The 20,671-nt window shown below is 23.0% G+C and carries 38 protein-coding genes and 2 pseudogenes; 31 read left to right on the top strand and 9 right to left on the bottom strand.

Annotated elements, in window-relative coordinates:
• Position 1: 1 nt before the first annotated feature.
• The 15 genes from SDAV_RS03880 (at position 2) to SDAV_RS03810 (ending at position 8,111) form a co-directional block, all read left to right on the top strand.
• Positions 2-340: a pentapeptide repeat-containing protein gene (locus tag SDAV_RS03880; RefSeq protein WP_114564620.1), complete on the top strand. Its 339-nt coding sequence runs from the start codon at positions 2-4 to the stop codon at positions 338-340.
• On the top strand, positions 340-546 hold the full coding sequence (locus SDAV_RS03875) for a hypothetical protein (protein ID WP_114564619.1): 207 nt from the start codon (positions 340-342) through the stop codon (positions 544-546). The genes SDAV_RS03880 and SDAV_RS03875 overlap by 1 nt, the downstream gene beginning before the upstream one ends.
• Positions 547-803: 257 nt before the next feature.
• Entirely contained in the window at positions 804-1,484 is a 681-nt protein-coding gene (locus SDAV_RS03870; RefSeq protein WP_114564618.1) for a kinetochore Spc7 family protein, read from the top strand.
• A gap of 1 nt (position 1,485) precedes the next feature.
• On the top strand, positions 1,486-1,689 hold the full coding sequence (locus tag SDAV_RS03865) for a hypothetical protein (protein WP_114564617.1): 204 nt from the start codon (positions 1,486-1,488) through the stop codon (positions 1,687-1,689).
• Positions 1,690-2,013: 324 nt separating this feature from the next.
• A complete protein-coding gene (locus SDAV_RS03860; protein WP_114564587.1) occupies positions 2,014-2,163 on the top strand; it encodes a hypothetical protein in 150 nt (49 codons plus the stop codon).
• Complete coding sequence (locus SDAV_RS03855; RefSeq protein ID WP_071937632.1) at positions 2,163-2,414, top strand: hypothetical protein; 252 nt, start codon at positions 2,163-2,165, stop codon at positions 2,412-2,414. The genes SDAV_RS03860 and SDAV_RS03855 overlap by 1 nt, the downstream gene beginning before the upstream one ends.
• Positions 2,415-2,794: 380 nt before the next feature.
• Positions 2,795-3,154 (top strand): hypothetical protein, encoded by a 360-nt coding sequence (locus SDAV_RS03850; RefSeq protein ID WP_114564616.1) that lies wholly within the window; start codon positions 2,795-2,797, stop codon positions 3,152-3,154.
• Entirely contained in the window at positions 3,138-3,587 is a 450-nt protein-coding gene (locus SDAV_RS03845) for a DUF3627 domain-containing protein (protein ID WP_105298614.1), read from the top strand. The genes SDAV_RS03850 and SDAV_RS03845 overlap by 17 nt, the downstream gene beginning before the upstream one ends.
• A 1-nt stretch (position 3,588) precedes the next feature.
• The gene (locus SDAV_RS03840; RefSeq protein ID WP_114564615.1) at positions 3,589-3,936 is read left to right on the top strand and encodes a hypothetical protein; all 348 of its coding nucleotides are present in this window, start codon (positions 3,589-3,591) and stop codon (positions 3,934-3,936) included.
• The gene (locus SDAV_RS03835; RefSeq protein ID WP_004027789.1) at positions 3,936-4,085 is read left to right on the top strand and encodes a hypothetical protein; all 150 of its coding nucleotides are present in this window, start codon (positions 3,936-3,938) and stop codon (positions 4,083-4,085) included. The genes SDAV_RS03840 and SDAV_RS03835 overlap by 1 nt, the downstream gene beginning before the upstream one ends.
• 2 nt (positions 4,086-4,087) lie before the next feature.
• Positions 4,088-4,291, top strand: coding sequence for a DUF2649 domain-containing protein (locus tag SDAV_RS03830; RefSeq protein ID WP_105298526.1), 204 nt, complete (start codon positions 4,088-4,090; stop codon positions 4,289-4,291).
• Positions 4,291-5,304 carry a hypothetical protein gene (locus SDAV_RS03825; RefSeq protein WP_114564614.1) on the top strand — a complete coding sequence of 338 codons (1,014 nt, stop codon included), beginning with the start codon at positions 4,291-4,293 and terminating at the stop codon, positions 5,302-5,304. The genes SDAV_RS03830 and SDAV_RS03825 overlap by 1 nt, the downstream gene beginning before the upstream one ends.
• The gene (locus SDAV_RS03820) at positions 5,297-5,692 is read left to right on the top strand and encodes a hypothetical protein (protein ID WP_114564158.1); all 396 of its coding nucleotides are present in this window, start codon (positions 5,297-5,299) and stop codon (positions 5,690-5,692) included. Before SDAV_RS03825 ends, SDAV_RS03820 begins: the two co-directional genes overlap by 8 nt.
• The gene (locus SDAV_RS03815; RefSeq protein WP_015967964.1) at positions 5,692-5,928 is read left to right on the top strand and encodes a hypothetical protein; all 237 of its coding nucleotides are present in this window, start codon (positions 5,692-5,694) and stop codon (positions 5,926-5,928) included. Before SDAV_RS03820 ends, SDAV_RS03815 begins: the two co-directional genes overlap by 1 nt.
• Positions 5,929-5,939: 11 nt before the next feature.
• A complete protein-coding gene (locus tag SDAV_RS03810) occupies positions 5,940-8,111 on the top strand; it encodes a spiroplasma phage ORF1-like family protein (protein ID WP_114564613.1) in 2,172 nt (723 codons plus the stop codon).
• A gap of 11 nt (positions 8,112-8,122) precedes the next feature.
• On the opposite strand, the gene SDAV_RS12595 is transcribed toward SDAV_RS03810, so the two are convergent.
• Positions 8,123-8,575 (bottom strand): lipoprotein, encoded by a 453-nt coding sequence (locus SDAV_RS12595; RefSeq protein ID WP_222611536.1) that lies wholly within the window; start codon positions 8,573-8,575, stop codon positions 8,123-8,125.
• Positions 8,576-8,691: 116 nt separating this feature from the next.
• Between SDAV_RS12595 and SDAV_RS03800 the strand changes: the two genes are divergently transcribed.
• Together SDAV_RS03800 and SDAV_RS13975 are read left to right on the top strand one after the other, a co-directional pair.
• Entirely contained in the window at positions 8,692-9,780 is a 1,089-nt protein-coding gene (locus SDAV_RS03800; protein WP_114564612.1) for a DDE-type integrase/transposase/recombinase, read from the top strand.
• A 245-nt stretch (positions 9,781-10,025) separates the two neighbouring features.
• Entirely contained in the window at positions 10,026-10,151 is a 126-nt protein-coding gene (locus SDAV_RS13975) for a hypothetical protein (RefSeq protein ID WP_281268840.1), read from the top strand.
• Between the two features lie 772 nt (positions 10,152-10,923).
• On the opposite strand, the gene SDAV_RS03795 is transcribed toward SDAV_RS13975, so the two are convergent.
• From SDAV_RS03795 to SDAV_RS12585, 6 genes and pseudogenes are all read right to left on the bottom strand, one after another.
• Entirely contained in the window at positions 10,924-11,853 is a 930-nt protein-coding gene (locus tag SDAV_RS03795) for a DDE-type integrase/transposase/recombinase (protein WP_222611592.1), read from the bottom strand.
• A complete protein-coding gene (locus tag SDAV_RS12590) occupies positions 11,841-12,011 on the bottom strand; it encodes a hypothetical protein (RefSeq protein WP_222611591.1) in 171 nt (56 codons plus the stop codon). The genes SDAV_RS03795 and SDAV_RS12590 overlap by 13 nt, the downstream gene beginning before the upstream one ends.
• Positions 12,012-12,116: 105 nt before the next feature.
• Positions 12,117-12,683: pseudogene (locus SDAV_RS03790) on the bottom strand (hypothetical protein); the annotation flags it as partial.
• The gene (locus tag SDAV_RS03785) at positions 12,683-12,886 is read right to left on the bottom strand and encodes a DUF2649 domain-containing protein (protein WP_114564286.1); all 204 of its coding nucleotides are present in this window, start codon (positions 12,884-12,886) and stop codon (positions 12,683-12,685) included. The gene SDAV_RS03785 and the pseudogene SDAV_RS03790, both read right to left, overlap by 1 nt.
• Before the next feature lie 318 nt (positions 12,887-13,204).
• Entirely contained in the window at positions 13,205-14,134 is a 930-nt protein-coding gene (locus SDAV_RS03780; RefSeq protein WP_222611590.1) for a DDE-type integrase/transposase/recombinase, read from the bottom strand.
• Entirely contained in the window at positions 14,118-14,294 is a 177-nt protein-coding gene (locus SDAV_RS12585) for a hypothetical protein (protein ID WP_222611589.1), read from the bottom strand. Before SDAV_RS12585 ends, SDAV_RS03780 begins: the two co-directional genes overlap by 17 nt.
• A 116-nt stretch (positions 14,295-14,410) precedes the next feature.
• Between SDAV_RS12585 and SDAV_RS03775 the strand changes: the two genes are divergently transcribed.
• Positions 14,411-14,935 (top strand): lipoprotein, encoded by a 525-nt coding sequence (locus SDAV_RS03775; protein ID WP_114564611.1) that lies wholly within the window; start codon positions 14,411-14,413, stop codon positions 14,933-14,935.
• A 14-nt stretch (positions 14,936-14,949) separates the two neighbouring features.
• On the opposite strand, the pseudogene SDAV_RS03770 reads toward SDAV_RS03775, so the two are convergent.
• Positions 14,950-15,276 (bottom strand): annotated as a pseudogene (locus SDAV_RS03770) (spiroplasma phage ORF1-like family protein); the annotation flags it as partial.
• Positions 15,277-15,364: 88 nt separating this feature from the next.
• Between SDAV_RS03770 and SDAV_RS03765 the strand changes: the two are divergent.
• The 13 genes from SDAV_RS03765 to SDAV_RS03720 all read left to right on the top strand — a co-directional run bounded on the left by SDAV_RS03765 (position 15,365) and on the right by SDAV_RS03720 (position 20,242).
• Positions 15,365-15,601 (top strand): hypothetical protein, encoded by a 237-nt coding sequence (locus SDAV_RS03765; protein ID WP_114564610.1) that lies wholly within the window; start codon positions 15,365-15,367, stop codon positions 15,599-15,601.
• A 517-nt stretch (positions 15,602-16,118) separates the two neighbouring features.
• Complete coding sequence (locus SDAV_RS03760; RefSeq protein ID WP_114564609.1) at positions 16,119-16,400, top strand: hypothetical protein; 282 nt, start codon at positions 16,119-16,121, stop codon at positions 16,398-16,400.
• A gap of 9 nt (positions 16,401-16,409) precedes the next feature.
• A complete protein-coding gene (locus tag SDAV_RS13970) occupies positions 16,410-16,538 on the top strand; it encodes a hypothetical protein (protein ID WP_281268810.1) in 129 nt (42 codons plus the stop codon).
• A gap of 154 nt (positions 16,539-16,692) precedes the next feature.
• Positions 16,693-16,860 (top strand): hypothetical protein, encoded by a 168-nt coding sequence (locus SDAV_RS11890; RefSeq protein WP_186823344.1) that lies wholly within the window; start codon positions 16,693-16,695, stop codon positions 16,858-16,860.
• 1 nt (position 16,861) lies between these two features.
• Entirely contained in the window at positions 16,862-16,999 is a 138-nt protein-coding gene (locus SDAV_RS11885) for a hypothetical protein (protein ID WP_157092848.1), read from the top strand.
• Position 17,000: 1 nt separating this feature from the next.
• Positions 17,001-17,309, top strand: coding sequence for a pentapeptide repeat-containing protein (locus SDAV_RS03755; RefSeq protein WP_114564608.1), 309 nt, complete (start codon positions 17,001-17,003; stop codon positions 17,307-17,309).
• The gene (locus tag SDAV_RS03750) at positions 17,309-17,557 is read left to right on the top strand and encodes a hypothetical protein (RefSeq protein ID WP_114564607.1); all 249 of its coding nucleotides are present in this window, start codon (positions 17,309-17,311) and stop codon (positions 17,555-17,557) included. Before SDAV_RS03755 ends, SDAV_RS03750 begins: the two co-directional genes overlap by 1 nt.
• Positions 17,557-17,982, top strand: a complete 426-nt coding sequence (locus tag SDAV_RS03745; RefSeq protein WP_114564606.1) for a single-stranded DNA-binding protein — start codon at positions 17,557-17,559, stop codon at positions 17,980-17,982. The genes SDAV_RS03750 and SDAV_RS03745 overlap by 1 nt, the downstream gene beginning before the upstream one ends.
• Complete coding sequence (locus SDAV_RS03740) at positions 17,973-18,626, top strand: hypothetical protein (protein ID WP_114564605.1); 654 nt, start codon at positions 17,973-17,975, stop codon at positions 18,624-18,626. Before SDAV_RS03745 ends, SDAV_RS03740 begins: the two co-directional genes overlap by 10 nt.
• Positions 18,610-19,281, top strand: a complete 672-nt coding sequence (locus SDAV_RS03735; RefSeq protein WP_114564604.1) for an ERF family protein — start codon at positions 18,610-18,612, stop codon at positions 19,279-19,281. Before SDAV_RS03740 ends, SDAV_RS03735 begins: the two co-directional genes overlap by 17 nt.
• Positions 19,281-19,748, top strand: a complete 468-nt coding sequence (locus SDAV_RS03730; protein WP_114564603.1) for a hypothetical protein — start codon at positions 19,281-19,283, stop codon at positions 19,746-19,748. Before SDAV_RS03735 ends, SDAV_RS03730 begins: the two co-directional genes overlap by 1 nt.
• Before the next feature lie 4 nt (positions 19,749-19,752).
• The gene (locus SDAV_RS03725; protein WP_114564602.1) at positions 19,753-19,971 is read left to right on the top strand and encodes a hypothetical protein; all 219 of its coding nucleotides are present in this window, start codon (positions 19,753-19,755) and stop codon (positions 19,969-19,971) included.
• On the top strand, positions 19,964-20,242 hold the full coding sequence (locus tag SDAV_RS03720) for a hypothetical protein (protein WP_114564601.1): 279 nt from the start codon (positions 19,964-19,966) through the stop codon (positions 20,240-20,242). Before SDAV_RS03725 ends, SDAV_RS03720 begins: the two co-directional genes overlap by 8 nt.
• Before the next feature lie 35 nt (positions 20,243-20,277).
• Here the strand turns inward: SDAV_RS03720 and SDAV_RS03715 are convergent, their stop codons facing one another.
• Entirely contained in the window at positions 20,278-20,574 is a 297-nt protein-coding gene (locus SDAV_RS03715) for a hypothetical protein (protein WP_114564600.1), read from the bottom strand.
• Between the last annotated feature and the right edge of the window lie 97 nt (positions 20,575-20,671).

Here is a 20,671-nt window from a genome sequence, read left to right as displayed (position 1 = left end):
AATGAAAACATTACACGAAATGATAAAATATTTAACAGGAATTGATGTTGAACAAGATAAAATAAGTGATTATTTAGAAGAAGAAGTATTATATTTACAAGGTGCTAATTTAATAGATGCTGATTTATCTGTTGCTAATTTACGAAGTGCTGATTTATTTGGTGCTAATTTAAAAGATGTTAATTTAAAAAATGCTAATTTAAGAGGTGCTGATTTATGATGTGCTAATTTAGAATATGCTAATTTACGAAGTGCTAATTTAGAAAATGCTTGTTTAGTAGGTGCTAGAATTACAAAAAAACAATTAGACCAATTAATTGTTATTGAGGAGGATGAATAATGGGAAAAAGAAAATATTGTGAAGATTGTCAAGAAGACGGATTAAATATTCCTTATGATGGTTATTATTGGTCTTTTTCAGATAAAAGATATACACAAAAAGAAATTGATTTTATTGTTAGCGAATGTTCTGCTAGAGAATTAAGACAAAATTTTAAAGCTAAATTGCATTATGTATGTGCTAATTGTTTTATTTCATATTGCTAGTGAGGAGGAAGAATAATGAATGTAACAGAAACAATTAAATTTAACAAACTTAAAGCAGAAAATGAAGCACTTAAAAAAGAACTTGATGAATTAAAACAACAAATATTATATAAAGAAGATTTTAAATAATTTGCTCATTGTATGAATTGTGGAGATAATTATTTTTTTAATCGGTGCTTAACTTGTAGTTGAAAAAAAATAATTGATTTAAAAGATAATTCTAAATATGACAAATTACCTAGTAAGGGTGTGAAATAATGAAAAATATAGTTCAAAATGTTTCTTTTCCTTTTGCAATTAAAGTTAATGATTTTAAAGAATTAAGTTTAAAAGCATTAAATATTAAAAAATGAATTGATGAAAATGGACAAGAATTAGCAGAATTTATATACAGACAACAAGCTTGATTAATAAATGGAGAATATAAATCACAATCACTAAAAGATTTAAAATTAGTAGTTTCAAAAATTGATTATGTTTTTAGAGAACTATTAGAATTAATAAAAAATTTTAAAGATCCATTAAATTCTATTAGAAACGTTATTTTAAATTTAGAAAAAAATATTAAGAATAATCATGATTATTTAAAAAATAGTGTCATTGATATTCAATTTCAAAAACAAAATGAAATTGTTGAAAATCATAAAAAAGAACAATTTTTAGAAATTAAAAGTGTAGCAAAACAAGAACAAGAATTAAAAATTATTACTAGCAATTTTCGTAAAGAAAAATTATTAATTAAAGATATTGAAATATTAGGTATTGATGATGATTTTTTAGAAAATGCTAATCAATATGAATTAAAGGAATTAATTAAATATTTAATTGTTGATGAAAAATTAGTTAAAAATACAATTAAAGCACAATGAGATACAAATACTGATAATAAAGTAGTTGGTATTAAAGGAATAAATATTCAAATTAAAGGAGTGAAATAAAATGACAAATGAATTACAACAATATATTAAAGGTGCAATTATTAAATATGAATTAAAAGTTAATGATAAATATGTAAAAGAAAATATTTTAGCACTTGAAGAATTAAAAATGAAAAATGGACAAAATTATATGCAATTAGTTAATAATGCTGATAATGCTAAAATAACAGCATTAGGAATTATTAAATTAAGTAATAAAGTGTAGAAACCACATACATTTTGTATTTTTGGTTTTTACAGTTTTGGAAAGTAAATTTTTTTAATATTTTTAATTGAGGAGTTGAAATTATGCAAACAAAGCAATATTTTATTTTGCGGTCTCTAGTGAAAAAGTATGGTAAAGATAATGTTATTAATACTGTTAATAAGATTGCAAAAGATATTGAAATTAAAAAGTAAAAGAATAAATTATTCCGCGTAATTTATTAGCGGATAATTTATTCAGTAGTGTTTTTAATGGAGCGAAGCGACAACGAGCGGAGCGAGTTTGCAAATTTCAATTTTTTAGTTTTTAGAAAGGAGATGTAATATGCCAACTTGATTAACGACAATATTTAGTGTTGTTATTGTATTAGCAATTTTTCTTTATATTGGTTTATCAATTTACCAAAAAATTAAACAAATTCGAGGAAAGAAAAAAGATAAAAAAGAAATTGAAAGAAAGGAGAGTAATAAATAATGTTAGGTATGTATTTAACAACAGCGTTTAATTTTTTAACAGCACCTACACCTAAAACTATGACTGAGGGTATGACTGGGATTTGAACGGGTTTGACTAGTGCATTATGAAAAGTTAAAGAAGGTATAACAAATATTTTACCTGAGATAATGGTTTTCTTAGGTGAAGCGTGAATTATATTAATTCCATTTGCTATATTTTGTATTATTAAAATCTTAAACTTTTTCCGTGTTATGGTTAAAGGATTTTAATATTTATTATAATCGATTATATCTTAGTTAAGGCACACTAGGAATTTTTAGTGAAATAATTGTTTTAATTGGTGATACCATTCATGATAATCAAAAAATAGATGCTATCACATTTGTAAAAAATGAATTTATTAAATAGAAAAATGAACTTATTATATTTACTATTAAAGTTCTTAATAGTTATTTTCAGTGTGCCAATTTTTATTATTTTTATATTTAACAATGTTTATTAACAGTGTTTATTAAACATTAAATAAACAATATATTAGCATTATGTATAACATTGTTAATAATCAGTGTTTATTACAATTAAAAAACATTATATAAACATTATTTATAACATTGTTTATTAAACAAATATTTAGTTAGGAGATTATCTTATGGATATGAAATTTAAAACAACTAAGGAATGTAAAAAATTAAAGAGAGATTTTATTATTAGGAATTTTGTTTTTGGTTTTGTTTATTTTCAATTTTTCATTGTTCTTATTGGAATTATTGTAGGTCTTGTTTTGTTTTCAAATAGAGAAATAATTGTTGGTATTTTACTTTTTTCTTTATTTTTATTTTTAATATTTATTCTTTTATTTTTTATAATTCAATGTCATATATGCGAAATTAAAGAATATAAAGTTATGTTGTTAAAGAAAAGAATGTTACCGTTAGAAAATATAATTGGAGGATTAGGAAAAGGCACAATGTTAAGACCAGTAAGGTGAGGAGATGATAAAATTGAGTAATTTTGTTAAGAAAAATCAGAATATAGAAAATTATTTTATTAGTAAGGAATTTATTCCTTTTGCAACAGAAAAAGCAAGTTTTATTAATTTACCTAATCATAATCGTCATATTGGGTTTTGATTGAGTAATAAGTTTATTTATCCGAGTGAAAAACATTCAGAGCAAGTAGCAATCGGTTTGATTTATGATAATTCTTATCCTATTGTAAAATATGATGAAAATTTAAAGCGAAATATTTGAAAATATTTAACTGGAACCGAATTAATCAATTTATATAATCAATATAAACAAAATTATTTTACTAAAATGAAAAAAGCGTTATTTTTAAGTGAACCTAAAAAAGTAAAAGCAAATAATAATAATAATAATAATTTAACAAATTGAAGTGTTGAAAAAGAAGAACAATTAATTCGTGATTTGGAGGAATTATAAAATGGAAGTTAAATCAATAAAAGAAGAACAAAGAGAAGATAGAATAAAGTACGAAAAAAGTAAAGGTTATAAATTATGTGATAATGGTTATATTATTTATAATTCAAATGAATATTATTTTAAATTATTTGGTTGTTCTAACAAATTTATAAAAGCAAAAGTTTATTTTAGAAAGTTTTGTGGCGAATATAGGATTTCATTTTTATGTAAAAAATGTTATAAAAAATTCAAAAAATTCTTATCTCATGAATTTTTTGAACTTTTATATGAGGAATGTTATAAAAAACCCGTGGAATTTAGTGTGTTTAGTTTTGATTATAAAAATGAATATGATTGAGGTTTTTTATAATGAGTTTATATGATTATTGAGTTCAATTTGTTAGTTATATTATTGGTTCAAATGCCCCTGAGTTTTTATATGTTATATCGTTTGTGTTATTTATTGTTTTGTTTTTTGGAATGTTTTTTAAACTTATTCAAAAAATGTGGAGTTTTTAAAGATGCAAAATGATTGACAAGAATTCAAAGAGTTTTTTATTTATATTTTTTTGTTTATAGATAAAACGAATGTTGAAAGTATTACAATGTGGAATTTAACGCAAAATGAATATTTAACTTTGATGGTTGGTGTTTGAATTGTGATTTTGTTTTTAACTTGGTTTTTCTTGTGAATGGTTTTTAAAATAGTTGGGTATTTTAAATAATGAAAAAGTTTATATTTTTCTTTAAAAACTATTGTTATATTAGTGGTTCAATGCTTTTGTTTAGTTTAATTGATTTATTACTTTGAATAATTTCTTTGTATTGTGTTGGTTTAGTATTTTGAATATTATTTGCTTTGCAATGTGTATATTTTGTGTGATGATTGTGAAAAAATATTTTTTATCAGTTAAATTCTTTTCGGTTAGTAAATTTTGTTTGAGATAATCCGTTATCGGTAATTATTGGTAAGTTAGGAACTGGTAAAACATTACTTTTAACTTATTTGTCGCAAACTATGAAATTATTGACAGATGAAATTTATAGTAATTATCCGTTAGAAGATGATAAAGTTAAAGTTTTAACATTTAAAAATTTAGATTTTACAGATCGGACAAAACCAGTTCCGCCCGATGATAGTGTTATTTTATTTGATGAAAGTTATTTATATATTGATGGAACTAGTCCTCACGATGAGAAAAAAGTTCATAGTGGTAAAATACCGTGAATTGTTTTAGCGAGACATTTTGGACATCGTGCGTTGTTTACTGCTCAGCGTGAGGGTATGATTTGAAATAATATTCGCCAGTTAGCAAGTGGGATTATTATTCCAATTTCATTGAAAAAACCCGTTGCTAAAAAAGGATTTAATTTTTTTAATCGTTTCTTTATTATGCGAATTGGGATTTTCCAAGATATAACGGATTATGAAATTTGAAAAACAAAATCAGTAGAACGAACAGCAGAAGGTAAAAGAGTAAAACATAAGTCGGATGTTGGGTTAGGAATTCGGTTTTTTAAAATAATTATTCCCCTTGAATTTGCGAATAAATATGATAGTCAATGATTAAAATTTGTGCGTGATTTAAAAAATGATGAAATTGTTAATAAAAAAGAATATTATTGGTCGGAAATCACAAAATTAAGTGTTAAAGAACGATTGGAGTTATTTGATATTGATATTTTGAAAAAGAATTTAAAACCTAAAAAAGAGAAAGGAAATAGTAAAGATGATTAATTTATTAGTTGAAAATAATAATAGTAATTGAGACAAGATTTTTAGTTTTGTTTTTGATATATTTTTGTTTATTTTTGATGTAATTTGAAATACAAAATTACCGATGACAAATACATCGATTGCTTATTTTTTAGTCTTTTTTATGGTTATTAAATTATCTATTTATGCAATTCACGGTACATCAACACAATATAATAATTTAGGTTCGACAGTTAATAATGGTGTTTCGCAAGTATATTCGTCAACTGTACGAAAAGGTATTAATGTTGGTAAAAATGTTTATCAGAATAGTAATAAGCAGCAAGTTAAAAAAGAACTTAAACGACAAAGTATTAGATATCAAGCGAAAAATATTAGAAGTACTAAATTTAAAGGAGATAAAAAGTAATGATTAAATTAGTTTTATTGGTGGCGGCGATTGCGATATTTGGTACTGGTTTTATTACTGTTATTATTAATCAATTTACATCAGCAAAAAATATTATTATGGATTTATATAATTCTGATACTTGGTTGATTTGATTATTTGGCAGAATGGCAGTTTTGTTTAGTCATCCGTTAATGTTAACGATATCAAGTTTATATATTGTTGGGTTTATTGTTTCAAAAACATTGTATAGTTAGGAGTTGAGTTTATGAAAAAATCGTTATCTTTATTTGCCATATTTATTTTAACTTTTTTGGGTTTGGTTATTCCATTTATTACTTTAACGGCGTTTAGACCCTTAAATGAGGAGCATTATACGCTTAAACAAGAGAATATTACTGGTAAAGGTATTAATGAAACTGATTTTATTAATACAATGTTTTTACGCAGTAGTTTTTTTGAAAATTGGTCGGAAACAAATTATTTTATTAATCCAACTTTAAAAACATCAAAAAATTTATTGTTTAATGATAAATGGTATTTAGATTTTTTACAAGATAGTTATTCCACCGGAGTTGTTTATGATAAACCTAATGAAGTATTTTTGAATTATTATCAACAATGACATAGTTTAAAAAATCGGTATATGGTTGAAAAATTTTATGATGTTAAAAGAGAGAATTTTTTGAATGATTTAACTGATTTTATTTATGCCTTTGCTGTAAAATATAAGATGTATGATGTATCTAAAAAAATTGTGGAGAATGTTGATCGTTATAAAGAAAATCATTATCCAAGAGTTAAGTTGAAAGTAGATAATTGAAAATTAATTCCTAGGGTTAATGATGTTTTAGTACCACCCAAAATAATTGCTTCTACTGATAAAAATAAATATGTAAAAGAAGATGATAGGAAATATATTGTAATTTATCCATATCTAATCCAACAATGAAACATAATTAAAAAAGATGCAAAATATATTAATAATACCGCAGCATGAAGTTCAAAAGCAATAATTTATTATTGAGATGGTGATGGTGAACACGAAACACCAACCATTGATAAAAACACCGGTGAAATTACTGACTGAAATAGTTATCAACAAACTCGTGTAAAAGAATTTATTAGTTTATTTTTATATTCTGTTTTGCTAGAAAATACTAGGGTTCAGCAAGGTGGTAGTGCGGATTATGAAAATCCGAATAAGGTTGGTACAAAGCGGATAATTTTTGATTTTGAGACGGTTGATGAGTTGGATGTTAAAAATATTAAAAAAGCAATTTATCGAATGATTTTGACTGTTGATGAAGCAAATTTAATTATTTCTGGTAGTTTAGAGTTAAATAATATTAATAATGATGATTTAAGTTTTAATTTTAGTTTTATGCGAACGGGAATGGGTGAAGTTTTTAATTTTAATGGTTCAATTTATTCATCATTAAATAGTAAAGATTTAAAATATTATCAACAGTTTAGCGGTCAGTTTGATTTATCTAAGTTTTTACAGTCGTTTTTTGCAAGTGCGTTGGTGCCAGTGTTTCAAAATCGTAGTTCGTTTATTGAAAATGGATATATTGATAATTTACAGTATGATACTGTTTTAGTTAATTTTTTTGCTTTGAAATTACAAAATTTTAATAATATTTTGTTGAGTGAAAATATTAACGATAAATTACAATTTGATAAATTATTAAATAGTATGTTTAAGATTTCACAGAAATTTTATACTAATTATTTACGTACGATTTTTGATTTAGAGAATAATACTTATGTTCAAGGTTATAATAAAAAATATGGTTTATTAGTAAATAATGGTTTTAAAATTTACCCACGATATTTTTATTTTTCAGATAAATATAAACAGTTAGATATTAAATTATATTCAGCATTTAAAAATCGGTTTTATACGATTAATAATTATGGTAGTGTTTTTAATTATGATTTTTCGGTTGCTAATAATTATAATATTAAGTCAAATTCGGGTTATGTTTTTGGCGGTGATTTACAAAATAAATATGGTTTGCAATATAAAAAAATTGAAGAACAAAAAATCGGTTATAATGTTTTTGAATTGCAAGCACAAAAAGAGAATGATATGTACCGATATTATGATTTTAATTTTGGAATTTATAACTGACAAGAGATTAATAATGGTGGTTTGTTCCCCGATAAACAATGATGACAAGTGCAATATGTAACGCCAGAGGGTTGATGAGATTTTGGTGCTCATATTAAAAATGCGGTGATTTGAATTGTCAATACTATTCCTGGTGTTAAACAAGTTAATGAATTAGCGAGTGGTGTTGGTAAGGTTTTTGAAACAGTATATAGTTTTTTTAGTCAAATATTTGAGGTATGAAAATTTAATCCAGCATTGTATAGTACAATAACAAATATCTTTTTATTAATTATTTTTATGAAATTTGTGCGATTAATATAAAAAAGGAACTGTTATTCAGTTCCTTTTTGTTCTTTTCAATCAGTAATTTCACCGGTGTTTTTATCAATGGTTGGTGTTTCGGGTTCACCATCACCATCTCAATAATAAATTATTGCTTTTGAACTTCATGCTGCGGTATTATTAATATATTTTGCATCTTTTTTAATTATGTTTCATTGTTGGATTAGATATGGATAAATTACAATATATTTCCTATCATCTTCTTTTACATATTTATTTTTATCAGTAGAAGCAATTATTTTGGGTGGTACTAAAACATCATTAACCCTAGGAATTAATTTTCAATTACTATCTTTTGGTGGTTGTTGTGGATTATATGATGGTTTTGGTTTATTATCTCCTTTCCCGTTTTCATTATTATTTGGTTTTTGACAACTAATTAATGATGTTGTGCTTGTTGCGGTTAATCCGATTGCTCCTATTATGCTAAGTCATTTTTTCATATAGATTGCTCCTTTTTATTGTTTTATATATAATTGATTTTATCACATATCAATTATATATCAATTATTCGTATTAAATATTAATTTTATATATTTTTGATGGTAGGTGTAAAATAATGAAATATATTATTAATAATTTTAATTTGTTTGATTTACAATCAAAATTAAAGAGTTTTTTGAGTAAAAATTATAAAAATAAATATTATAAAAGAATAAAACAAAAAATATTTTCATATATTAATTTGTGTAATGATTATTATAATGGTAATTTTTTGTTGAAAGATTTAATTAAAAAATATTTTAAAAATAAGTTTTCAACTTTTTATTATTGAGCGAATAAAATTTTAATTGCATATAAAAATAATGATTTTGCTGAATTATTATTAAAGTCAACAATTCCTAATAATATTAATTATCAATATAGTGATGATATTCGCAAAATTATTTGTGATTTATATTTTGAATATTGTAATAAACATGCTGGTGGTGTTTTATCTTTGTTTTATAATTTAAAAAAAGGAATTCATGGAGAAGAATTAAAAAATAAAGCACCAAAAAATTTAAAAACATTTTTTCGTTGACTTAAAAAAGATGAAAGATGATTAAAAATAAAAAATAAAATTAAAGAAATTAAAAAACAACATCCAAGATATGAAGTTAAAGAAATAGGTTTGTTACAGATGGACGCTAAATATTTTGTACCAAGTAAATTTCCAGTTGATAAAAAGTATTATGTTTATGATTTTATTGATGAAAAAACAAGATTAGCATTAGGATATGTTTATGATAAATTAAGTACTGATAATGCTATTGATGCTGTTAAAAAAGCAATTAGTGATTTTAAAAATATATTTGATATTATAATAACACGGATTAGAACTGATAACGGTTCTGAATTTATTAATAATTATCGTAATAATCAAAAAATTAGTGTTAAAAAGACTAATTTTACTCAATTTTTAACAGATAAAAATATTTTGCATCAAACAACACCAGTTCGCTCTCCACAGTCAAACGGTAAGATTGAAAGATTTCATCAAAATTATACTAAATTATTTGTATTTGAAGAAAAAATATTAAATGCAGTTAGTTTACAGAATAAATTAAATGATTATTATTATTTTTATAATTTTGAAAGAGTGCATAAGTCTTTAAATTTTCAGACACCATTTAATTTTTTGAATAGTTTAAGTTTAATTAAATAATTTTAAATTATTAAGTTTTTGTGTTTAAACTAAATAAGTTTATTATATTTTAATTAATTAATAATATGTAAATTAACTCATAAAATATGTCATTAAAATAATAAAATACGTATTTATTAATTAAAATTTAATAAATTATTTTTTAGTGTGTTTAATTTTATATTTTTTATTTATTTATTTTATGATATTTTTTTATTATAAATAAATATTTTTATTATTTTTGTTATTTTCTTGTAATCTTTAAAATGTGTGTGGTATACTACAAATTAAGTAATAAAGGGTTAATTTTTGGTAAAGATTTTAATATTATTCCATTTAAAAATAAATTAACTACTGTTATTGATAGTAAGGTTTATTGTAAAAGAATTTAAGAAGCAGGGTATAGTCCAAGAAAAGCAATTATATTTAAAGGTGAAAAATTTGAATGAGATAGTTTAAATTCATGTCCTAAAATACATGAAATTAATTTTAATGCAAATACTAGTGATTATAATGAAATTATTGGTGCTTTGCTTTTGCAAAAGATAAAAATGGAAATTATCAAGGTATTTTATTAAGAAAAGCAGATATTGATCGTTTAAGAAATAGTAGTCCTAGTGGTAATAGTGAATATTCACCTTGAAATAAATGACCAAAAGAAATGGTTTAAGCTAAATTATATCGTAAATTAGCATTAGCTTATGGAATTGATATATCTGATATTGATTTAGATGAAAAAGAAATTAAAGAAGATGGTAATTTTGAATATATTTCATTTAAAGATATTGATGTCGCCAAAAATAACGGGCAAATGATCGATGAACCCTTATTAAATAATATAAATACCCCATCTTATACAGAAATAGCGGACACTAACGATAATGTAGTTAAAGAAAAAGATGTAGTATACCACACACATTTTAAAGATTACAAGAAAATAACAAAAATAATAAAAATATTTATTTATAATAAAAAAATATCATAAAATAAATAAATAAAAAATATAAAATTAAACACACTAAAAAATAATTTATTAAATTTTAATTAATAAATACATATTTTATTATTTTAATAACATATTTTATGAGTTAATTTACATATTATTAATTAATTAAAATATAATAAACTTATTTAGTTTAAACACAAAAACTTAATAATTTAAAATTATTTAATTAAACTTAAACTATTCAAAAAATTAAATGGTGTCTGAAAATTTAAAGACTTATGTACTCTTTCAAAATTATAAAAATAATAATAATCATTTAATTTATTCTGTAAACTAACTGCATTTAATATTTTTTCTTCAAATACAAATAATTTAGTATAATTTTGATGAAATCTTTCAATCTTACCGTTTGACTGTGGAGAGCGAACTGGTGTTGTTTGATGCAAAATATTTTTATCTGTTAAAAATTGAGTAAAATTAGTCTTTTTAACACTAATTTTTTGATTATTCCGATAATTATTAATAAATTCAGAACCGTTATCAGTTCTAATCCGTGTTATTATAATATCAAATATATTTTTAAAATCACTAATTGCTTTTTTAACAGCATCAATAGCATTATCAGTACTTAATTTATCATAAACATATCCTAATGCTAATCTTGTTTTTTCATCAATAAAATCATAAACATAATACTTTTTATCAACTGGAAATTTACTTGGTACAAAATATTTAGCGTCCATCTGTAACAAACCTATTTCTTTAACTTCATATCTTGGATGTTGTTTTTTAATTTCTTTAATTTTATTTTTTATTTTTAATCATCTTTCATCTTTTTTAAGTCAACGAAAAAATGTTTTTAAATTTTTTGGTGCTTTATTTTTTAATTCTTCTCCATGAATTCCTTTTTTTAAATTATAAAACAAAGATAAAACACCACCAGCATGTTTATTACAATATTCAAAATATAAATCACAAATAATTTTGCGAATATCATCACTATATTGATAATTAATATTATTAGGAATTGTTGACTTTAATAATAATTCAGCAAAATCATTATTTTTATATGCAATTAAAATTTTATTCGCTCAATAATAAAAAGTTGAAAACTTATTTTTAAAATATTTTTTAATTAAATCTTTCAAAAAAAATTACCATTATAATAATCATTACACAAATTAATATATGAAAATATTTTTTGTTTTATTCTTTTATAATATTTATTTTTATAATTTTTACTTAAAAAATTCTTTAATTTTGCTTGTAAATCAAACAAATTAAAATTATTAATAATATATTTCATTAATTTACACCTACCATCAAAAATATATAAAATTAATATTTAATACGAATAATTGATATATAATTGATATGTGATAAAATCAATTATATATAAAACAATAAAAAGGAGCAATCCCTCACGCTGAGCAGTAAACAACGCACGATGTCCAAAATGTCTCGCTAAAACAATTCACGGTATTTTACCACTATGAACTTTTTTCTCATCGTGAGGACTAGTTCCATCAATATACAAATAACTTTCATCAAATAAAATAACACTATCATCGGGTGGGACTAGTTTTGTTCGATCGGTAAAATCTAAATTTTTAAATGTTAAAACTTTAACTTTATCATCTTCTAACGGATAATTACTATAAATTTCGTCTGTCAATAATTTCATAGTTTGCGACAAATAAGTTAAAAGTAATGTTTTACCAGTTCCTAACTTACCAATAATTACCGATAACGGATTATCTCAAACAAAATTTACTAACCGAAAAGCATTTAACTGATAAAAAATATTTTTTCACAATCATCACACAAAATAAACACACTGCAAAGCAAATAATATTCAAAATACTAAACCAACACAATACAAAGAAATTAACCAAAGTAATAAATCAATTAAACTAAACAAAAGCATTGAACCACTAATATAACAATAGTTTTTAAAGAAAAATATAAACTTTTTCATTATTTAAAATACCCAACTATTTTAAAAACCATTCACAAGAAAAACCAAGTTAAAAACAAAATCACAATTCAAACACCAACCATCAAAGTTAAATATTCATTTTGCGTTAAATTCCACATTGTAATACTTTCAACATTCGCCTTATCTATAAACAAAAAGATATAAATAAAAAACTCTTTGAATTCTTGTCAATCATTTTGCATTTTTAAAAACTCCACATTTTTTGAATAAGTTTAAAAAACATTCCAAAAAATAAAACAATAAATAACACAAACGATATGTAGTATACCACACACATTTTAAAGATTACAAGAAAATAATAAAAATAATAAAAATATTTATTTATAATAAAAAAATATCATAAAATTAAACACACTAAAAAATAATTTATTAAATTTTAATTAATAAATACATATTTTATTATTTTAATAACATATTTTATGAGTTAATTTACATATTATTAATTAATTAAAATATAATAAACTTATTTAGTTTAAACACAAAAACTTAATAATTTAAAATTATTTAATTAAACTTAAACTATTCAAAAAATTAAATGGTGTCTGAAAATTTAAAGACTTATGTACTCTTTCAAAATTATAAAAATAATAATAATCATTTAATTTATTCTGTAAACTAACTGCATTTAATATTTTTTCTTCAAATACAAATAATTTAGTATAATTTTGATGAAATCTTTCAATCTTACCGTTTGACTGTGGAGAGCGAACTGGTGTTGTTTGATGCAAAATATTTTTATCTGTTAAAAATTGAGTAAAATTAGTCTTTTTAACACTAATTTTTTGATTATTACGATAATTATTAATAAATTCAGCACCGTTATCAGTTCTAATCCGTGTTATTATAATATCAAATATATTTTTAAAATCACTAATTGCTTTTTTAACAGCATCAATAGCATTATCAGTACTTAATTTATCATAAACATATCCTAATGCTAATCTTGTTTTTTCATCAATAAAATCATAAACATAATACTTTTTATCAACTGGAAATTTACTTGGTACAAAATATTTAGCGTCCATCTGTAACAAACCTATTTCTTTAACTTCATATCTTGGATGTTGTTTTTTAATTTCTTTAATTTTATTTTTTATTTTTAATCATCTTTCATCTTTTTTAAGTCAACGAAAAAATGTTTTTAAATTTTTTGGTGCTTTATTTTTTAATTCTTCTCCATGAATTCCTTTTTTTAAATTATAAAACAAAGATAAAACACCACCAGCATGTTTATTACAATATTCAAAATATAAATCACAAATAATTTTGCGAATATCATCACTATATTGATAATTAATATTATTAGGAATTGTTGACTTTAATAATAATTCAGCAAAATCATTATTTTTATATGCAATTAAAATTTTATTCGCTCAATAATAAAAAGTTGAAAACTTATTTTTAAAATATTTTTTAATTAAATCTTTCAAAAAAAAAATTACCATTATAATAATCATTACACAAATTAATATATGAAAATATTTTTTGTTTTATTCTTTTATAATATTTATTTTTATAATTTTTACTTAAAAAATTCTTTAATTTTGCTTGTAAATCAAACAAATTAAAATTATTAATAATATATTTCATTAATTTACACCTACCATCAAAAATATATAAAATTAATATTTAATACGAATAATTGATATATGATTGATATGTGATAAAATCAATTATATATAAAACAATAAAAAGGAGCAATCTATATGAAAAAATGACTTAGCATAATAGGAGCAATCGGATTAACCGCAACAAGCACAACAACACTAATCAGTTGTAAAAAAGAAAATAATAATGAAAACGGTGGAGAAGATAATAAACCAGAACCACAATATAATCCACAACAACCACCAGAAGGTAGTAATTGAAAACAAGTTATAGCACAAGATAAACCGTTTAATACAGTTGATAATAAATGATATTTTGTTGTGTGGCGTGGTGATGAAAATGATAATTGAAGAATTATTAAATTTCCAAATATTAATTTTTCAGAAAAAAGAAAAGTTTTAGATACACAAGAAGATTATGAATTAGCATTAACAAGAGTGGGCGATAACTTATTTCGTATTAAAATAGGGGCTGTAAGACCTGTAACATCTTGGTCACAAGATGATGGAACTTATTTTAAGTCTGTTTATCGTTGAGATGGCGTTGATGAACCAGAAATACCAACCATTAATAAAAACACTGGTGAAATTACTGACTGAAAAGAACAAAAAGGAACTTCTTAATAACAGTTCCTTTTTTATATTAATCGCACAAATTTCATAAAAATAATTAATAAAAAAATATTTGTTATTGTACTATACAATGCTGGATTAAATTTTCATACCTCGAATATTTGACTAAAAAAACTATATACTGTCTCAAAAACCTTACCAACACCACTCGCTAATTCATTAACTTGTTTAACACCAGGAATAGTATTGACAATTCAAATCACCGCATTTTTAATATGAGCACCAAAATCTCATCAACCCTCTGGCGTTACATATTGTACTTGTCATCATTGTTTATCAGGGAACAAACCACCATTATTAATTTCTTGTCAGTTATAAATACCAAAATTAAAATGTATAATGTACGATGAAGCGGCAAAAAAGCAACTCTTGTTAGAGTTGTTTTTTTATTTGAAATAAAACAACTCCTAAAAGGAGGTAATGATAATTAAACAACAAAAAATATGTGATGTTAATGATTGTTATAAATTATCATCATTCATCACCGAAGAATTTGTATCAAATAAAGTTTTATGAACTTGTGAAAAACATAGAAATTTATTGAATAAAGTAAAAGATAAAACACAAAAGCAATTTTATCAAAAACTAGAAAATTCAAAAATTATCTTTGATTATGAAACTGGTTCATTAAAAATTTGATTTTATAAAACAACTTAATGCAGAGTGGGACGGTTATTTTAAATAACTAAGTGCTTCCATAAGAACATGAGTATTAACTCATTCCCACAGCCGTCCGAGGCAAGTACTGAAATAGTGTATGAGGAAAGAGGAAAATCGGCGTTGGTTATTATTTTTAATAACTTGCGATAGTGGTGATGTGTCCAAGGCTAACATCAAACCACAATAAAAATAGAGATGGTGACACAAACAATTAAATTTGCGATTAGCATTAGGTCCTTCAAATTGATGCGAGTAAATTTAATTTCAAAAACTGAGCGTTGCCTCCTTGAAAAAGGAACGGAGAAGGAAGACATATATATGTCTGGCGTCTAATTTAAAAATATAGTTGCAGATTTTTAATAGATACTAAAACAAACATAACACCGCCACCGCTTACCCCCAGTAAAGCGGATGGCGTAGTAAATAAATAGATAAATACTTATATAACTAATTATCGCTTCGGCACTTTCACTTGGGAGTGAGTGCCAGCGAGTTAAAGATAGGAGAAAAAATGATGGAATATAAAAGTAAATATATTAATAAAACTTGAGATGAAATAACAACATCTTTTGATTGAGTTAATTGTCAACCTATTGATTGTCGTATTTTACATCATAAAAAACATTATGATTTTCAATGTTTAGAATGAGCAAAAATGTACTTAAATTTATTTAAAGATAAATGAGGTGTTATTGCGTCTTATATGGAACATTACAAAATTAACGATATTTTAGATTTAGCATCAGATGGATGAAAAATATTACAATTTGAGAAAAAAATAAAAGGAATAATTTAGGAGGTAAATATGAAAAAGAAATATTGTCTTAAAAAAAGATATTGAGGTTATTGCTTTAAATGTGATAAACAAAATAAATATATCCTTACCCACAATGAAATTACTGATGAACATTGAGCATTAAATAAAAAGAATTAGGAGGAATTAAATATGAGTATATGAACATTAATAATAATCATAATAAATATTATTTCATGCTTAGTGTCATTACCTTTTACAATATATGGAATAATCCAAGTCATTAAAACTAAAAAAATAATTAAAAAGATTAAAAGTAGGAAGGAATTAAATTATGGAAAAAAGATATTTATTAATAACAAATAGTTCATTTACTGGAATAGATACTGAATTATTTTATACATTAGAAGAAGCACAATATACTGCTAAAAATAAAAGTTGTTCTCAAACAACCATTATTGATTTAGAAGATAAAAATATTAAATGACAAGGAGATAAATAATATGTGAAAAGATGAAGATGGCAAAGTTTACACAAAAGAAGATTTATTTAATGAAGCATTAGAAGAATGTCATTCAGAAGAAAGTGCTTATGACTATATTGATACTTTAATTGCAGAAAAGAATTTGGAGGAATTATAAAATGAAAACATTACAAGATTTAATTAAAGATTTAACAGGAATAACTGTTGAAGAACAAAAAATAAATGAATATTTAGAATATGAAGCATTAGATTTACAAGGTGCTTATTTAGGAAGTGCTAATTTACAAGGTGCTAATTTATGATGTGCTAATTTATGATGTGCTAATTTAGAATATGCTAATTTACGAAGTGCTAATTTACGAAATGCTTTTTTAGTAGGTGCTAATTTAGAAAATGCTTGTTTATTAGGTGCTAGAATTACAAAAAAACAATTAGACCAATTAACTGTTATTAAGGAGGATGAATAATGGCAAAATATTGTAAAAAATGTCAATGCCCTGTTAATCAAATTAACTCTGATTATTGTTTATTTTGTGATAATGATGTACTTAAAGAAGAACTTACAGAATTAAAACAACAAATATTATATAAAGAAGATTTTCAAAAAGTAACTTGTTTATGAGAACATAGTTCAATTTGCTGCGATAATGGAATAACATTTTATCTTAAAGATAATTCTAAATATGACAAATTACCTAGTAAGGAGGATGAATAATGAATAAATTTATTGGAATTGGAAGAACAACAAAAGATATTGAAATTAAGAAAACTCAAAATGGGAAAGAATATGCTATGTTTCAATTAGCAGTAGCAAGACCACATTCAACCCAAAAAGAAACTGATTTTATTCCTTGTCAAGTTTGAAATAAACAAGCAAATTTATTACAACAATATTGTCAAAAAGGTAGTCAAATTGCAATTACAGGTATTTTACAATCTTATAAAGATAAAGATAATAAAATACAATGAATGGTAAGAGTTTATAGTTGTGAATTTTTACAAACTAATAATAATTTAAAAAAAGATACTTTATCTGAAAAACCACAAGAAAAAATAGAATTTAATTCATCTGATACAAAAGAATTATTTAATAATGATAATCAAAATATTGGTAATGATGAAGCAATTTTATGAGATTAGATTTAAAACCTTTATATATTTATAATGATGAATTACATAAGTATAGCATTTTAATTCCTAGTGTTAGTCAAATTGTTAATATTTTATTACCAAAAGACTATTCGCAAATTGATGATAATATTTTAAAATTAGCACAAAATCGTGGAATATGTATACATAATATGATTGATGTTTGAATAAAAAATAATTTTGATGATGAATTAATTGAATTTATTGATTGTGAAATAAAATCACATCGTGAATTATTTAAAAATTTTATAAAACTATATCAAGAAACTTTTAAAGATATTAAATTTAGACATTATGAAACTGAAAAAACACTTTATAGTCCTTTAATGTGTGGTACAACTGATTTTATTGGTATAACAACAGATAATGAATATATAATGTGTGATTGAAAAATTACAAGTTCTAATGAAAAAGCGGATATTGAACGCTATATTTGACAATTAAAACTTTATTATTTATTAGAAAAAAACTTTTGTATAGATAATAAAAAAATATTAATGATAATTATAAATCCAAAATTAAAAATAGTAATTAAAGAAAAAGTTAATATTACTAAACAAGATTTAGAACAAATTAAAGAAGCCATTTTAATATGACAAGAAAGAGAGGAGTGAGAAAATGCCACAAGAAACTAAAACAAAAACCTTAATTGAAAGTATTGGAGAAATTCAATCTGATATAAATCTTTTTGTTGGTAAAAATGCCAGAAATGACCATAATAATTATAATTATTTTACAGAAAGTGACCTCTATCAAACCTTAAAACCACAATTACGTAAACAAGGTATAACTTATACTATTCAAGCAGTTGGAGAACCAAGTTTTACAGAAACACAAAGTAGTAAAGGTGGAAAATTAATAAATTATTATTCAAAAGGATTATTAACACTTTATAAAGGTAGTGAAAAAATAGAATTAGGAATTATTTTATCAGCACAAAATTCAGATATTGCAAAAGCAATTGGTAGTGCTTTAACTTATGGAGCTCGTTATTGATTATGTAAAACTTTTGGTATAGCAACAGATGAATTAGATCCTGATAGTACTGAAATAAGTAAAGAAAATAGTAATCAAGTTATTAAAGAAAATAATAATCCAAATTCAATGAGTTTAGAACATTTTAATAATATTAAAAATTTTATTACAAATACAAAAATAGATATAAATATTAAAGAAGAAGCAAAAAAATTTATTAAAGAAACTACAAGTGCAACAAAATTAGAACCAGTTATTATTAAAAAACAAAGTGAAGATTTTTATTATCAATTTAAAGAAAGGTTTTTAAAATAATGATAAAAATAGGTATTGACCCATCAGGTACTGGTACTACTGGTATTGTTATTTATGAAGATAATAAATTAATTAAAAAACTAGATTTTACAAATAAAGATTGAAAATATCATGATAATTATATTATTGAGATTATTTGAGAATATCAGCGATCAGGCGAGATTATTAATGTTGAAGATTGTTTACCAACAAGTGCTAATGGTTCAAAAGACCGCGATGATTTATTGAGATTATTAGGTGTTTTACAAAAACAGTTTTGAGGTGACATTAATTGAGTATCACCAAAATATACTAAATCCGTTGTTAAAAATATTGAAAATTTAAGTAAATATAATGATAGTTGTTTATGAAAATATGATAAAGATCCTAATTTAACTTATCAATATGGTAAAGGTTGAAAATATAATAATGAAAAAATAAGTAATCATCTCCGCGATGCAATTATAATTGCTAATTATGAGAGGTAATATTATGAAGAAAACATATAATAAAAAACGAAAAGAAAAATATAATCAAAGAAGAAAAATATATTATTCTAGTATGGTTCGTAAAACTGTTAATCTTTACTTAAATACCGAACAAGAAAAAATCTGAAATAATTTACCACAAAACTATACTTTTTCAGAAAAAGTAGAATATTTTATTAATTATTATATTGTAAATAACAAAGGAGATAATAAAAATGAGTAAAAAAAATAAAAAGTTAACTCGGTTAATTTTATTATATATATTAATTGATTTTTTATTATTATGATTAATATTTATGCCAATTTTAATTTTTATTGCTATGTTTAAATTTGGATTAAAAACAAAGAGAATTGATGCTTATATGATAGAAATTGGTTGAATAGATGAATGTTTAAAATATGAAAACATTTTAATAGCGTTAATAATAACAATTTTAATTATTATTGTAATAAATATATTTTATTTTACAAGAGAAAAATGAAAATGGTGATAATAACAAATAAAAAATAACCAATTAAGGTTATTTTTTTAAATGCTATTTGTAAGTTTTTCAATCGCTTCTTTTTTAGCATATTCTTTATCATTAATTTTAACTTGTTTTTTGACATTTTTAATTTGTCCAGTTTTAATTGCTAATTCTGTTGCACTTTCAGCACCGCGTAAATGCTTTTCATGAGCAATTACAGCAGTTCGTAATTCTCTAATTTCTGCTTTATATTTTTTAATTTTTTTAGCAGATAAACCAAGAACGCCAAGACTACCAGTTCCAACTGAACCCGCTAATACAAGTAAAACAATCATTAATGTATCTGTTGAAATATTCATTTTTTTATTTCCTTTCTATCCTTACTAAAACAGTGGCCATCTATTCTTTCAGAACAAAATAATTTATAAAATAGACTATATAACCACCCAAAAATAT

The organism is Spiroplasma phoeniceum P40 (assembly GCF_003339775.1).
GTDB classification, from domain to species: Bacteria; Bacillota_I; Bacilli_A; order Mycoplasmatales; family Mycoplasmataceae; genus Spiroplasma; species Spiroplasma phoeniceum.
This window is presented reverse-complemented; position numbering and strand designations above follow the sequence as displayed.